General features: G+C 59.5%; 14 protein-coding genes and 1 other RNA gene. 8 read left to right on the top strand and 7 right to left on the bottom strand.

Annotation, left to right across the window (positions count from 1 at the left end; genetic code table 11):
* The first annotated feature begins 17 nt into the window (after positions 1-17).
* The 7 genes from KORLAC_RS05545 to KORLAC_RS05515 all read left to right on the top strand — a co-directional run bounded on the left by KORLAC_RS05545 (position 18) and on the right by KORLAC_RS05515 (position 8,406).
* Positions 18-536: a hypothetical protein gene (locus KORLAC_RS05545; RefSeq protein WP_068304178.1), complete on the top strand. Its 519-nt coding sequence runs from the start codon at positions 18-20 to the stop codon at positions 534-536.
* Between the two features lie 80 nt (positions 537-616).
* Positions 617-1,072, top strand: coding sequence for a hypothetical protein (locus KORLAC_RS05540; RefSeq protein ID WP_068304176.1), 456 nt, complete (start codon positions 617-619; stop codon positions 1,070-1,072).
* A 181-nt stretch (positions 1,073-1,253) separates the two neighbouring features.
* A complete protein-coding gene (locus KORLAC_RS05535) occupies positions 1,254-4,358 on the top strand; it encodes an efflux RND transporter permease subunit (RefSeq protein ID WP_068304173.1) in 3,105 nt (1,034 codons plus the stop codon).
* 24 nt (positions 4,359-4,382) lie between these two features.
* Positions 4,383-5,486: an efflux RND transporter periplasmic adaptor subunit gene (locus KORLAC_RS05530; protein WP_068304171.1), complete on the top strand. Its 1,104-nt coding sequence runs from the start codon at positions 4,383-4,385 to the stop codon at positions 5,484-5,486.
* Positions 5,487-5,515: 29 nt separating this feature from the next.
* The gene (locus tag KORLAC_RS05525; RefSeq protein ID WP_068304169.1) at positions 5,516-6,757 is read left to right on the top strand and encodes a sensor histidine kinase; all 1,242 of its coding nucleotides are present in this window, start codon (positions 5,516-5,518) and stop codon (positions 6,755-6,757) included.
* A gap of 65 nt (positions 6,758-6,822) precedes the next feature.
* Entirely contained in the window at positions 6,823-7,635 is an 813-nt protein-coding gene (locus KORLAC_RS05520; protein WP_068304167.1) for a LytR/AlgR family response regulator transcription factor, read from the top strand.
* A gap of 15 nt (positions 7,636-7,650) precedes the next feature.
* Positions 7,651-8,406 carry an MOSC domain-containing protein gene (locus tag KORLAC_RS05515; RefSeq protein WP_068304165.1) on the top strand — a complete coding sequence of 252 codons (756 nt, stop codon included), beginning with the start codon at positions 7,651-7,653 and terminating at the stop codon, positions 8,404-8,406.
* Positions 8,407-8,516: 110 nt separating this feature from the next.
* Here the strand turns inward: KORLAC_RS05515 and KORLAC_RS05510 are convergent, their stop codons facing one another.
* The 7 genes from KORLAC_RS05510 to KORLAC_RS05485 form a co-directional block, all read right to left on the bottom strand.
* Entirely contained in the window at positions 8,517-9,149 is a 633-nt protein-coding gene (locus tag KORLAC_RS05510) for a GNAT family N-acetyltransferase (RefSeq protein WP_068304161.1), read from the bottom strand.
* Positions 9,150-9,230: 81 nt separating this feature from the next.
* The gene (locus KORLAC_RS05505) at positions 9,231-9,656 is read right to left on the bottom strand and encodes a hypothetical protein (protein ID WP_068304159.1); all 426 of its coding nucleotides are present in this window, start codon (positions 9,654-9,656) and stop codon (positions 9,231-9,233) included.
* Positions 9,657-9,729: 73 nt separating this feature from the next.
* Positions 9,730-10,545 carry a TIGR00282 family metallophosphoesterase gene (locus tag KORLAC_RS05500; RefSeq protein ID WP_068304158.1) on the bottom strand — a complete coding sequence of 272 codons (816 nt, stop codon included), beginning with the start codon at positions 10,543-10,545 and terminating at the stop codon, positions 9,730-9,732.
* 43 nt (positions 10,546-10,588) lie between these two features.
* Entirely contained in the window at positions 10,589-11,170 is a 582-nt protein-coding gene (locus KORLAC_RS05495; RefSeq protein ID WP_068304156.1) for a 5-formyltetrahydrofolate cyclo-ligase, read from the bottom strand.
* A gap of 29 nt (positions 11,171-11,199) precedes the next feature.
* A non-coding RNA gene (ssrS, locus tag KORLAC_RS19250) (6S RNA) lies at positions 11,200-11,361 on the bottom strand.
* Between the two features lie 10 nt (positions 11,362-11,371).
* Complete coding sequence (locus tag KORLAC_RS05490) at positions 11,372-11,689, bottom strand: cell division protein ZapA (RefSeq protein ID WP_068304155.1); 318 nt, start codon at positions 11,687-11,689, stop codon at positions 11,372-11,374.
* Complete coding sequence (locus KORLAC_RS05485) at positions 11,689-12,222, bottom strand: hypothetical protein (protein ID WP_068304151.1); 534 nt, start codon at positions 12,220-12,222, stop codon at positions 11,689-11,691. Before KORLAC_RS05485 ends, KORLAC_RS05490 begins: the two co-directional genes overlap by 1 nt.
* 272 nt (positions 12,223-12,494) lie before the next feature.
* Here KORLAC_RS05485 and tkt point away from each other — a divergent pair, with 272 nt between their 5' ends.
* Positions 12,495-14,498 (top strand): transketolase, encoded by a 2,004-nt coding sequence (gene tkt / locus KORLAC_RS05480; RefSeq protein WP_068304149.1) that lies wholly within the window; start codon positions 12,495-12,497, stop codon positions 14,496-14,498.
* The last annotated feature ends 1 nt before the right edge of the window (position 14,499 follow it).

Genomic DNA, 14,499 nt, shown 5'->3' with positions numbered 1-14,499 from the left:
CAGGGTAAGGATCAGACGTGACAGAACAGGCAACCATTATCGATTTTCTGGGTGCCAGCCTTCGGGGGCTGGAAGCTTCAGGTCGCGCTATTTTGAGCCCCAATGAGCAAAAGCTGGCCGATGAGATCGCCGACGCGCTGGACCGCGAACTTGAAGACATGGTCAGCCAGCTTGAATCTGTCGCTTCCTGCCAGCAGGAAGAAGACCTTGAGGATGATACGCCCGAGGAGGAGCTGCCACCTTTCGCAGCCTTCTGCGCCGGCTTGCGCCGTATTGGCACCACGCTTTTGCCGCACCTTGTGCGCGAATTTGTGAGGTTGTGCGAGGATCGGGATGTCCCAACAGGGCCTTTCCGCTGGATTATCCAGGCGCGGGCGGATGCGTTCGTGGCCTACCTGCTGCAACTGGCACAGGTGCACGGCCTGGCGTTCGACGACAGCCTGACAAAGGTGGGCCGGACAGAACAGATTGCGCTTGCAAACCTGGGGGCGGACCTCCGTGTGGCCATGCAACGCGAACTTGAGGACCTTGACTAAAGTCGTATAAAGCGTTCAGCAATTGTTCAGACACGCCCTGATAGGGTAGCCGTGAAATGAGACGAAAGGTGAGACAGAAAATGAAACAAAAATCCCTGTTCTCAGCGGCAATGGTAGCAGTACTCGCGTTTTCTTTTGGCATGACATCCGCGGATGACGATAGCGGCGACGAAAAAGAAATGACGCGTGGTGAGAAGCGCCTTGAGCGCATTATGGAAAAATATGAGCCCACGGGCGAAACACGTCACTGTGTGCCGCTCCGCTATCTGAGGGATTCGCAGATCATCGATGACCAGACCATCTTTTTCAGCGGTTTGGGCAAGCGGGCCTATATGAACAGGATGCCGCACCGCTGTGGCAGTCTGGCGCGGGAAGAGCGCTTCATGTACAGCACATCGATCTCCCAGCTTTGCAAGTCGGAGATCATCACGGTGCTCGATAGCTTCGGCCGTCAATGGGGCAGCTGTGGCCTTGGCGAATTCGAGGAATGGCAGAAGAAGCCGAAAGACGATAAAGCCGAAAAAGGCGATAATTGATCGAGTCGTAAAACGCATGCTTTAAGCGAAAGTTTAGGAATTCCGGGGGCTCCAGGCCCCCGTTTTTGCGTTTTGTCGCATGCTCATGGCGTCCCGTCGCATTCAAATTCCGCATTATAATATAACGGGTCATACCGTGTCGTAACGAAATAAATGGATACGACGCGAGGAAACCCGATCCATGAAACTCACAGAGAAAAGCCTGAAGAATCCGGCGGCGGTTATTGTAATTGCCGCCATGGCGCTTGTGCTTGGCGCCGTCATGCTGACCAAGCTGCCAGTGCAGCTGTTCCCAGCGATAGAACGCCCCCAATTGGCCGTGCAGGTCTTCTGGCGCGGCGCCAGCCCGTCTGAAATCGAATCGGAAATCATCGAGCCCGTTGAGGAAGTCATGCAGGGCATCCCTGGGCTTGAGGAAATGCGTACATTCTCGAACAATAGCTTCGGTTTTGTGTCGCTGGAGTTCGCGCTTGAATCAGACATGGACCGCACGCTGATTGACGTGATCAGCCGCATCAACCGCTTGCCGCCCCTGCCAGCCGACGCAGACCGGCCGCGCATTCTGATGAACGGTGGCAACCCCACAGGCGAGACACTGATTTACCTGTTCACCCAGTTCCGTGAGGGCAGCGCCCTGCCGCAGGACCAATATGTCAACTTCATCCAGGATGAAGTGGTACCACAGCTTGAAAGCGTTGAAGGTGTGGCGGATATCTCTGTGGAAGCGGGTGCCGGTTTCGGCGAAGAGCTCCGCATTGAGTTTGACGCAATCCGCGCCGCAGAACTGGGCATCGATCTGAATGCGATCGCCCGCCTTGTTGGCCGCACGGTCGACAGCTCAGGCGGGTTCCTTGAAGTCGGTCGCCGCCGTTATATGCTGAATTTCCAGGGCCGTTATGAGCCTGAAGAACTGCGCGCGCAGATCCTGGATTGGCGTGATGGCCGTCCGATCACCCTTGGTGATATCGCCACCGTGGAAGTGGGGCCACCAGACGCCCAGCAGGTTGTGTACCAGAACGGTAACCCGGCAGTGGGCATGCGCGTGATCCGTGAAAGCGGCGCCAATGTACTGGCCACCATCGATCGCCTGACCGAAAAGCTGGACGAGATGAACAGCGGCATGCTGGCCCGCAACGGCATTGCGATTGAAAAATCCTTTGACCCGTCTGTCTTTATCAAGCGGGCGATAAACCTCCTTTCCACCAATCTTGTGATCGGTATCATGCTGGCGGTGGGTGTTCTGTGGTGGTTCCTGCGCCAGATGCGCGCGACGCTGCTGATCGCGCTGACGATCCCTGTGTGCCTGCTGACCACCATCATCGTGTTGGCCATGTTTGGTCGAACCGTGAATGTGATCTCACTTGCGGGCCTCGCGTTCGCGACCGGTATGGTGCTTGATGCTGCCATTGTGGTGCTGGAAAATATCGTGCGGCTCCGGGAACGGGGCGAAAAGCCCCGCGTGGCGTCGCTTCTGGGCGCCGGGCAGGTGTGGGGCGCGCTTCTGGCTTCCACCACCACGACCGTGGCCATCTTTGTGCCGATCCTGTTCCTGAAGGATGTGGAAGGCCAGCTGTTTGCAGACCTGGCGCTGACGATCGCCATCGGTGTCGGCCTGTCGCTCATCGTGGCGATGACCGTGCTGCCGGTGGCGGCGGAAGCCTGGCTCAAGAAACTGCCGGCCAATGAAGCAGCGGGTGAGCGCGCCAAGCGCTTTTCCGGCAAGCTGATGCGTCTCACGGGCACGCCGATGCGCCGAGTGGGTCTGATTGTGGGCCTGATGGCCGGGGCCGTGGGCGTCAGTTACGCCATGCTGCCGAACCTCAATTATCTGCCGCCGGTGAAGCGGGACGCGGTTGACGCATTCGTGTCCTTCCCGTCCGGCGCCAACACCGAAACCATCGACCGCGAGATCGTCAGCGTGATTGTCGAGCGCCTGAAGCCCTATATGTCGGGCGAAAAGGAACCGGCGCTGAAGAACTATTATTTCATCACCTTCCCGAACGGGCAGGGCGGCTCGCTGGGTATTCGCGCCAAGGACCAGGAAAAAGTGAAGGAGCTGGAGAAGCTCGTGAACGAAGAAATCCTGGTGGGCTTCCCGGATGTGTTCGCCTTCGGCCAGCAGGGCAACCTGTTTGGCGGCTTCGGCGGCAACGGGTCTGTGCAGTTGCACCTGCAGTCGCGTGACCTGGATAGCCTGCGCGATGTCACCATGACAGCCATGCAGCTGGTGCAGGAAAACCTGCCCGGCGCCCGCGCGCAGCCAAACCCAGACCCGAACGTGGTATCGCCGGAACTGAAAGTGGTGCCAAACGATCGCCGTCTGGCGGAAGTAGGCTACACCCGCGGTGACGTGGCACGCATCATCCGCGCGCTGGGTGACGGCCTGTGGCTGGGCGAGCATTTCGACGGTGAGCGCCGTGTGGACATGATCCTCAAGTCCCAGGAATGGGCAGAACCGGAAGCGCTTGAAAGCGTGCCTGTGGCCACCCCGCGTGGCGGCACCGTGCTTCTGGGTGATCTGGTCACCATTGAACGCGGCGTGGGCCCAAGCTTTGTCCAGCGCGTAGACCGCAAGCGGACTGTGACGCTCAACATCAACCAGCCGGAAGGCATGGCGCTTGAAGACATGATTGCAGTCCTCAAGGAAAAGGTTGAGCCTGAACTGCGGCCAATGATGCCGGCGGACGGCACCATCAGCTATGGCGGCAGCGCGGACTCGCTCGAGCGCGCGGTCAGCTCGCTCACGCTCAACTTCGTGCTGGCGCTCGGGCTCCTGTTCATGATCCTGGCGGCGCTGTTCCGCTCGGCCAAGGACGCCATCTTTGTGGTCATCACCATCCCGCTGGCGACTGTCGGCGGCGTGCTGGCGCTGAGGCTCCTGAACCTCTTCTCCTTCGCGCCGCTCGATCTCCTGACCATGATCGGCTTCATCATCCTCCTGGGTCTGGTGGTCAACAACGCCATCCTTTTGGTGGCGCAGACCCGGTCGGGTGAAGCTGAAGGCCTGACCCGCGATGAAGCGGTTGAGCGCTCGCTCGCGCTTCGCTTGCGGCCGATCTTCATGAGCACGCTAACCTCCATCATGGGCATGCTGCCGCTGGTGCTGTTCCCCGGTGCGGGCAGCGACATCTACCGCGGCATGGCCACCACCATTGTGGGCGGTATGGCCGTGTCCACCATCTTTACCCTGGTCCTGTTGCCGTGCCTCTTGCGGTTCAAGGAGCTGGGCATGATTGGGGCCCTGTTCGCCCGCCTGCGCGGTCGCACGCTGCACCCAGCTGAATAATATAAAAACGCGAGGAACTGAGAGATGACTTATACAATTGCAAAAACGAAAATCCCCCTCAGGGGAACCCTGGTGGCGGTGCTTGCAGCCGCCAGCCTGTTCACCGGTACCGCAGGCGCCCAGCAGCGCCAGATGCCGCCTGCCCTGGTTGAGGTGGCGGAAGCCAGTGCTGAGATGATGGCGCCGCAGACCTACCTGCCGGGCACCGTGGTCAGCCTGAACGACAGCCGCATTTCGGCCGAAATCGCAGGCCGGGTGGTCTGGATCGCCAGCGAAGGCACTCTGCTGGCGGAAGGCGATGTGATCGCCGAAATTGACGATCGCAACCAGACGCTTGCGCTGGCGCGCAACAAAAGCCAGGCCGCCCGCCTGGAGGCCCGGATCAAATATCTGGAAAGCGACCTGGCACGCCTGCAGGAACTGGCCGCGAACAACAACATCCCCTCGAGCCGACTTGAAGAGGCCGAAAGCACGCTCGCGATGACCCGCGAGGAGCTGAGCCAGGCCCGTGTGGCGGTAGAGCAGGCCAAGATTGACCTGGAGCGCACCAAGGTGCGTGCACCGTTCCCCGGTCGCATTGTTGAACGTCTGGCGCAGATTGGCGAATATTCCTCCCCCGGCCGCCAGATCGTGCGCCTTGTGGATACCGAACACCTGGAAGTGTCCGCCAAAGCACCGGTGACGCTGGCCCGCGTGCTGAACGATGGCCAGCAGGTGGTGATCCGTGAAAATGACGCGGTGGCAGACACCCGTATCCGCGCGCTGGTGCCTGTGGGCGATGCGCTGAGCCGCACCATGGAACTGCGCGTCAGCCTGCCTGCAGGCAGCCAGTATGTGGTGGGGGCAGCCCTTCAGGTGGGTGTGCCCGCAAACACACCGGAACAGGTCGTGGCGGTACCGCGCGATGCGCTGGTGCTGCGTCGCGAAGGCACCTATGTGTTCCGCGTGAAGGAAGACAATACTGCTGAACGCCTGATGGTAACCACTGGGGCGGCCACGGGCCGTGTTGTGGCGGTGACCGGCGGCATCGAAAGTGGTGACCGGGTGGTGATCCGCGGTGGCGAACGCCTGCGCGAAGGTCAGCCAGTTGAACTGCGCGGCGGTGTCAACCTCGCGAGCGGGCGCTAGAGAGCGCCCGCCTGTTCTGAGTAGCCTATATGGACAAAAAGCCAAAAAACAGTGTTGGCGAAGACCCGAACGGGTCCCATAATGCCCCAGCATCATCAAGCGAGTCCCCAAAGACGGGCCCGGTTGATGTGCCGGGGCTTCTTGATTTGGTCCTCGAAGAAGAAAAACGCCGAACGGCAAATCAGGGGGCTGACACCACTATGGACCGTTTCTTTGGGACCAGAGAACGCACATTCTGGACCTTTCAGGCCATGGGCTGGACCGGATATGGGCTGGTGCGGTCATTCACCGCCTTTGCCATCGGGTTTGACCTGCGTTTTTATTCCATCCTGATTTTGGTTGCCATTGTTCTGGGCCTGACCATGACAACAGCGCTGCGGTATCTATACCGCTATGCGCGGGATTGGTCTTTACCTCTGTTGCTGCCCTTGGTGGTCACTGTCTGTGCGGCGCTTGGGCTGCTCTATTCATACATCGAGGTGTCACTGGGCCCGGTCCTGATCCCCAATTTTTCCCAGGCGTCTGGCCTGGGGCTGTTCTCTAACGCCATGTTCGAGGCCACAACGCTGTTTGCCTGGTCAGCCATCTATTTCGGCTACCATTTCTATACCGGCATGCAGGAACAGAAGGAGCAGGCGCTGAAGGCCACGGCCATGGCGCACCAGGCGCAGCTCAAGATGCTCAGGTACCAGTTGAACCCGCATTTCCTGTTCAACACGCTAAACGCCATTTCCACCCTCGTGCTGGAGAAGTCCGAAGAAGACGCCAACAAGATGCTGACGAAGCTCTCCAGCTTCCTGCGCTTCACGCTGGTGAACCAGCCCACCCAGCGCATTCCACTGGATCAGGAACTGCACGCGCTGGGGCTCTATCTGGAGATCGAGAAAGTCCGGTTTTCAGACCGGCTGAATGTGGAATTCGATATCGACGAGCAGGCGCGCACGGCTTTGATTCCAAGCCTGTTGCTGCAGCCGCTCATTGAGAATGCCATCAAATATGCCATCGCGCCTGAAATTGATGGCGGCACCATCAGCGTGGCGGCCACCGTGAAGGATCACCGGCTGACCGTGTCGCTGAAAGACAGCGGCCCGGGCATTGAGGACCTCAATAACATCGTCAGCCAGTCGGGCTCGGGCGTGGGTATTACCAACACCAAGGAACGCCTGCAGCAGATCTACGGCGATGATCACCGCATCACGCTTGAAAATCTTGAGCCGCAAGGTCTTGGCATCTTTATTGAAATTCCTTGCGAACGACAGAAACGACCTTAAAATTCCAAGCGAGCCGAACACCATTGAAGGCAGAGCTCGCAGCAAACTTTGACCGGGGTAAGAACATGGGGAAAATACGCACCATTCTTGTGGACGACGAGCCACTGGCGCTGCGTGGGTTGAAAATCAGGCTCGATAAATTCGACGATGTTGAAATCATCGGCACCTGCTCAAACGGGCGGGAGGCGGTGAAATCCATCAAGGAAATGAAGCCAGACCTGGTGTTTCTGGATATCCAGATGCCGGGCTTTGACGGCTTTTCCGTGCTCCGGTCGCTGGTGGGCGAAGCGGAAATTCCGCTGGTGGTGTTCGTCACAGCCTATGACCAGTATGCGCTCGACGCGTTCGAAGCCCACGCGCTGGATTACCTATTGAAGCCGGTAGACGAGGAGCGTCTTGCCGAAGCGCTTGCGCGGGTGCGTGAAGCCATCAGCCAGCGTGTCGCCATTGAACAGAACGCCAAGCTGGTGGAGTTGATCGAAGGCATGGACGAGCCGTCCAAAGAGGCGCTGACGGCCATTCTCGAGAAGCCCGTTGAAACCCATGACCAGCGCTTTGATCCGCACCTCCGCATCAAGGACCGCGGCCACATCACCATCGTCAGCGTCGCTGACGTCGAATATATCGATGCGGCGGGCGACTATATGTGCATCCATGTGGGCGAGAAAACGCATATCCTCCGGGAAACCATGAAGACCATGGAAAAGCGGCTCGACCCCAAGATTTTCCAGCGCATCCACCGCTCCACCATCGTCAACCTGGATAAGGTGCGTGAAGTGAAGCCCCATTCGAACGGCGAATGTTTCCTGACGCTTGAAGGCGGCACGGAACTGAAGGTCAGCCGCTCCTACAAGGATGTGGTTGGCCGGTTCCTCTAAAATGAAGGAATTCTGATGACCACCATCGCAGAGATATGGCGCTTTCCGGTGAAGGGTCTGGCGGGGCAACCGCTGGAGACCGCCCAGCTTGCGCCGGGGCAGGCGATTGAGGGGGATCGCGCCTTCGCCATTCGCCACGGCAACACCGAGTTTGACCGCGATAACCCCAAGCATCTCTCGAAAACCAAATTCCTGGCGCTGATGACCCACGCGGAACTGGCGGCACTGGAGGTCAGCTTCGATGACACCGGAACGGTGATGACGGTGTCGAAAGACGGCGAGCTGCTGTTCCACGGCAATCTCCAGGACCCGGACGAAGCCCACCGACTGGAAGTGATGATGGGTAGCTATATGGGCGACCGGGCCAAGGGTGCGCCGCGCCTTGAAATGGCGGAAGACCACATGTTTTCAGACGTGCCGGAAAAATGCCTGTCGGTGGTCAATCTGGCCAGTGTTCAGGCGCTTTCGGATCACGTGGGGGAGCCGCTCGACCCGCTGCGGTTCCGCGCCAATATCTATCTGGAGGGTCTGCCCGCCTGGGCGGAGCGCGACTGGGAAAAGGGCAGGCTGTTCACCGCAGGGGATGTGACGCTACGCTTGATGAAACCCATCGTGCGCTGTAACGCCACCAACGTGAACCTGAAGACAGCGGAAGTAGACCAGAACCTGCCAAAGACGCTGCAGAAAGACTTCGGCGCCAACCTGATGGGCGTCTACTGCACGGTCGAAAGCGCCGGCACCATCAAGCGGGGCGATACTTTTTCCTGTTGATCGCGGATTGTCCCTATCGTCACCCTGACTCGTTTGGCGTACCGCCAGCTTCGCAAACAGGGTCCATTCACGAACCTCATATGGCGGTGTTCATGGATGCTGAACCAAGTTCAGCATGACGGGGGAGTATGCTGCTCGCGCCATTCCTCTTTGGTGATTTCCCACACAAGGGACGCGCGGGTTGTGCCGTCTGGCCGGGTGCTGGTGATCTCGCCTTTGCGCACAAAGCCGAGGTGATCCAGCAACTTGGCGGTACGGGTGTTATCAAGGGCTGCGGTTTCGACGATCAGGTCCAGCCCGAGTGTGTCAAACATCCAGGCGAAGCTCATGGCCGCGCCCATCTGCCCACGTCCCTGGCTTTGAAGGTCAGGGTGCACAGCACCCCCCAGTTCCCCGGCCGCCCACTGCGGCCAGATGCAGAAATCGCTGTAGCCCACAACGTGACCCGCCGGGTCCAGGTTCAGGAACAACAGTCCATTGCCGTCTGTCTGCTCCATTTCATGCTGCTTGATGAAGGCCAGGACGCTGTCGGTCGTCAGCGGGCGGGGCAGGGTATAGATGGGGGCATGAACCTTGGGGTCGCTCAGGAACGCGTGGAAGGCTTCAGCGTCTTCAGCTGTGGCCAGCCGGGCATTGCCGTCCGGCGTCGGCAGGCTGCTGGCGGCCTTCACCGCCTGCCGGATCGCCTGCTGCCGCTCGTCTGGCACGCTATGCCGTGTGATGGGGATGCCGCTGTCGGCCATTTTTCCCTCCTGCTTTGCCCCTGTGAAGTGGGGCAAGCGGCGGGTATGTCAACGGAGTACCACCATGACCGAGGGGCTCAATCAGTTGTAGCGCGGTGTGAAATGGATCTCGGCTTTGCAGCGCCTGCCGTTCACCATGCTGTCGAACGTGCCGAAATAGGTGAAAAACTGACCATGAGGTCCGGTGGAAACCGTGCTGGGATAGCCCTGCCCGGCGTTTGCCCACAAAGGACACGACTGAATAGGTGGAATTGGCCGGAAGCGCTGGCCGGCCGGAATGGCGGGCCTTGCACTGTATGACGGATTGCCAGACCCAATGTCTTGATAGTGCCGTATGCGGGCGCGGTTGCGCTCAAGGCATTCGGTGCTCAGGCCGACATACTCGCCGTCAGGGCTATAGACGCTGCACTGTTCATAGTCGCCGCTCGACAGGCTTTGCGCCCCGGCAGGCATGCCCCACAGGGTGCCTGCAACTGCAAAGCCAAGGAGGTAGAACAAACGGGTCATCGTCTGGCTCCTTTCACGCCCCCAAGCGCTTGAGATCATACACTAGGGCACGGAAAGGGCCAAAATGTGGCGGTTAGAGCGTGGGCATATGTTCCATCAGGCGCGGGCCTATGCGAACGGGCTCGATGCGTTTGGCAAGGCCCGTGCGGTCATCGGTTTCCACGAACGTGCCGCACACGGTGGCCTCGCCGCCTGCGGGGCTGAAACGCTCGCGGTTCATACGGGAAATGAAGCGGTTGATCGGCTCGGTCTTATCCATGCCGATCACGCTATTGTAGTCTCCGCACATGCCGGCATCGGTCTGGTAGGCCGTGCCCTTGTCGAAAATCTGGCAGTCAGCCGTTGGGATATGGCTGTGGGTGCCGACAACAAAGCTGACGCGGCCATCCAGATACTGGCCCATGGCCATTTTCTCTGATGTGGCCTCGCCGTGGAAATCCACGATGATGGCATTTACGGTGGCGCCCAGGCGGTATTTCTGCAGCACTTTGTCGATGGCGCGGAATGGGCATTCCAGCGCGTTCATGAACACGCGGCCCATGGCGTTGATCACCAGCACCTTCTTGCCCCGCGGTGCGTCATAGACGGCATAGCCACGGCCGGGCGTGCCCTCGGGGTAATTCACCGGCCTCAGGATGCGGTTGTCGTTATCGATAACGGAAAGGATGTCTTTCTGGTCGAATGTGTGGTTGCCGCCCGACAGCACATCGGCGCCGGCCTGAATAACGGCGCCCGCGATCTTGCCGGTGGTGCCAAAGCCAGAGGCCGCGTTTTCCGCATTCACCACAACAAAATCAAGCTTCAGCTTTTCCCGAAGGTCGGGGAGGGCGTCGATGGCAGCCGTCCGTCCGCTACGGCCCATCAGATCACCAAGGAATAATAGTCGCATACCTATCCTGTTTTTCTTTTTTTGTTTACCGCCTTCAGCGGGATTATACGCTGAGTTTGCGAGGCAGGATCACGCCTTCTTCCGTGATCACACCCTGCAGCGGCCAATCGTGCGCCTCTCGGGGAACATGATCGACGATTTGGGCGCCAAAGGCAAAGCCAAATGCTTTAATCTCGCTGTGGGCCGCCAGCGTGCGGTCATAAAAGCCGCCGCCCCAGCCAAGGCGGTAACAGTCTTCGTCGTAAGCAAGCAGTGGTACGATCAGCGCATTCGGCACCACTTCGGGCGCGTCAACGCATGGATGCATGGTGCCGAAGGTACCGGCCTCCAGCGGGTCGCCCACACCCCACAGGCGGAATGTAAGCGGTGTGTCCTTCGCGCCCACCACGGGCAGTGCCGTGCGGTAACCGGCGCGCGCCAGCGCACTCATCAGAAAGCGCGGGTCCAGCTCATCCCCCATCGGCCAGTAGGCGCCGATGATGGCATGCTTCTCGAAGCTCTGGAACAAGCCCATGCCGTGCTTGGCGGCTTTTTCAGCCGCTTCCACGGCGTACATCTCATGCGCGCCCATGCGGATGCGCTTGGCATCCTCACGCATTGCCTGTTTGTCGTGCTTGAGTGTCATTGGATGGCCTGTTTCAGGAGAGAGAAGGGTGCGGGACCGCCTCTGCCGCGTTGACGTATGTATCCTCCGTAGCCTGATAAATCAGGTGGGTGCCGTGATGGTAAGGACCACGGTCCGAACCAGGGACAGCTCCCTAGGAGAATTTATAGCCCCGGGGATTACTGCATATCGTGCGCACAGCGCAGAACCCGCGCCGCTTATTTAGGCGTTCGCGAGCTTTTCTGCAATAGCTTCCACGTCTGTGGACACTTCATTGAGGACGGCTGCGAGGTCTTCTTCACTGAGCGCGCCCATGATTCCGGCGCCGCCCTGGCCTTCAAGCGCGTCGTGCAGTTCGTCGGCAATCAGGATGGCGGCCATCAAAAGCAGTTTGTTTTCAGCCACATGCCCCAGCTTGCCTGAAAGGTCCTTGGCTTTGCTGTCCACATAACCCGCCAGTTTGCGCAGGCGTTCTTCGCCGCCTTCGCCGCAGGCAAGCGGATAGGATTTTCCGGCAACATCAACATTAATTTGCGGCATCAGGCGTCTCCCACGATCGTTTCAAGCTGGCCGATGGCACCGTCAAGCTCATCGCGAATCCCGTCGCGTTCGGCTTTCAGTGCCATCACCGCCCGTTTAAGCTCGGCGTTTTCTGCGGCCAGTGCGGCGTCAGTGCCGCTGCCCGCGTCACCGCCCTCGGCGGTTGCGGCGGCCTGGGCGGCGAGCCTGTCTTCAAGCGCCTCCATCTCATCCTGCAGCGTGGCATATTGGCGCTTCAGCAGGGCGTAATTCTGTTCAATCGCGCCCTTCTCCTGCTGCATGGTGGCGAGCGCAGCGTCCGCGTCGGCGCCGTTGTCCTGCAGCGACAGGGTGGCGATCTGCTCATGGAGCTTCAGGTTTTCCTGCTCCAGTGACGTCACGCGGCTCTCGAGCGTGGCTTTCTCGGCCCGCAGCTTTTCAGCTGTGATTTTTGCCGCGCGGGCTGTGGCGACTTCCTGTGCCAGATGCGACATGGCGCTTTCGAGTCGCGAGCGTGCGGCCTCAAGGACGTCGTTTTTCTTGCTTTCACTCATTATCGGTAGTCCCCCTGCGACAGTGCCTGGTTGGCAACATGCAAAACACCGGATTCGGCTGGTTTCTGCCAAAGATAGGGGGGATGCCCCCCTGTCGTCAATCGCGCAGAAGGGGGCATTGTGCAATCATTCGGCCATAAGGCCGCATCAAATCGTGCTAGACGGTTGACTAAAGCGGGCTTCCCCGCCATTTTGGCCCCCGATTTTTGGCCCCAACGCAGCACGGGACACGCCGCCAGTCCCGGGCTCAAAATACAAGATGCATTAAAACCATGCCCGATACAGACATTCAGCAAGACGACATTCTCAACCAAAAAATGGCCAACGCGATCCGCGCGCTGTCGATGGACGCAGTCCAGAAAGCCAACTCTGGCCACCCGGGTATGCCAATGGGCATGGCCGATGTGGCGACTGTGCTGTTCTCGAAATTCATGCGCTTCGACCCCAAGTGGCCAACCTGGCCAAACCGCGACCGCTTCGTGTTGTCCGCCGGTCATGGCTCGATGCTGATCTATTCCTTGCTGCACCTGACGGGCTATGAGCGCCCAACCATGGAAGACATCAAGAACTTCCGTCAGCTGCACAGCCCAACCGCCGGCCACCCGGAATTCGGTGAATGCCCCGGTGTTGAAACCACCACTGGTCCGCTCGGGCAGGGCCTTGCGACTTCTGTTGGTATGGCGATCGCTGAGCGCCTGTCGAACGAGGAATATGGCGACGACATCACCGACCACTTCACCTATGTGCTTGCCGGTGACGGCTGCCTGATGGAAGGCGTATCCCAGGAAGCTATTTCGCTTGCGGGCCACCTGAAGCTCTCCAAAATGATTGTGCTGTGGGACGACAACTCCATCTCCATCGACGGCTCGACTGATCTTTCGACCAGCGAAGACCAGGCCATGCGCTTTGAAGCTGCTGGCTGGCACGTCCAGGCGGTTGACGGCCACGATATGGAATCGATTGAAGCGGCGATTGCCGAAGCACAGCGTGCTGACCAGCCTTCCCTGATCGCCTGCCGCACCACCATCGGTTACGGCGCACCAAACAAGCAGGGCACGGCGGCAACGCACGGCGCCCCACTGGGTGACGACGAGATCAAAGCAGCCCGCGAGTTCCTGGGTTGGGACCACGCACCGTTTGAAATTCCTGAAGATGTCCTGGCCGCATGGCGCGCTGTTGGCGAAGCCGGCGCAAGCCTGTCCGCAGACTGGAAAGCCAAGTTCGAGACACTCGACGGTTTCGTGAAAGAAGACTTTGAGCGCCGCCTGAACAAGGACCTGCCAAAGGGCTTTGCGGCTGCAATCAACGACTATAAAGCCAAGCTGGCGGCTGAGCCTGTGAAAGTTGCCACCCGTAAGGCAAGCCAGATGGCGCTTGAAGTGGTGAACGGCGTTGTGCCTGAAACCATCGGCGGCTCCGCTGACCTGACCGGCTCGAACCTGACCAAAACCAGCCAGACCGACGGCATCACGGCGGACGATTTCTCAGGCCGCTATATGTATTACGGTATCCGCGAGTTTGAAATGTGCGCCGCCATGAACGGTATCGCGCTTTATAACCAGCACATCCCGTACGGCGGCACCTTCATGGTGTTCACTGACTATGCCCGTCCGGCGATCCGCCTCGCGGCCCTGATGAAGCAGCGCTCCATCTATGTGATGACGCACGACAGCATCGGCCTTGGCGAAGACGGCCCGACCCACCAGCCGGTTGAGCACCTGCCAGCCCTGCGCGCCATGCCGAACCTGAATGTGTTCCGTCCATGCGACGCCGTTGAAACAGCTGAGTGCTGGGCTCTGGCCCTTGAAGCCAAGGAAACGCCATCTGTTCTGTCGCTGACGCGCCAAAGCACGATCCAGCAGCGCCTTGAGCACACTGATGAGAACCTCTGTGCCAAGGGCGGTTACGTCCTGCATGAGGCATCCACTGGTGCGCCGAAGGTTGTGTTGATCGCGTCCGGTTCGGAAGTTGAGCTGGCGGCAGCAGCGCGCGAAACGCTTGAAGCGGACGGCGTGCCGACCCGCGTTGTGTCCATGCCGTCGACCGAGCTGTTTGACGCACAGGATGCGGCCTACAAGGCGTCTGTTCTGCCGGAAGGAACTGTGCGCGGTTCCATCGAGGCCGCTTCGACTTACGGCTGGGCCAAATACACTGGCCTGGATGGCGTTAACATCGGTATCGACAGCTTTGGTGCATCAGCACCAGCTGAAGACCTGTACAAACATTTTGGCATCACGTCGGACGCGCTGGTTGCAGCGGTACGCGAGAAGCTTTAAA

Source organism: Kordiimonas lacus (genome assembly GCF_001550055.1).
Classification (GTDB): domain Bacteria; phylum Pseudomonadota; class Alphaproteobacteria; order Sphingomonadales; family Kordiimonadaceae; genus Kordiimonas; species Kordiimonas lacus.
This window is presented reverse-complemented; position numbering and strand designations above follow the sequence as displayed.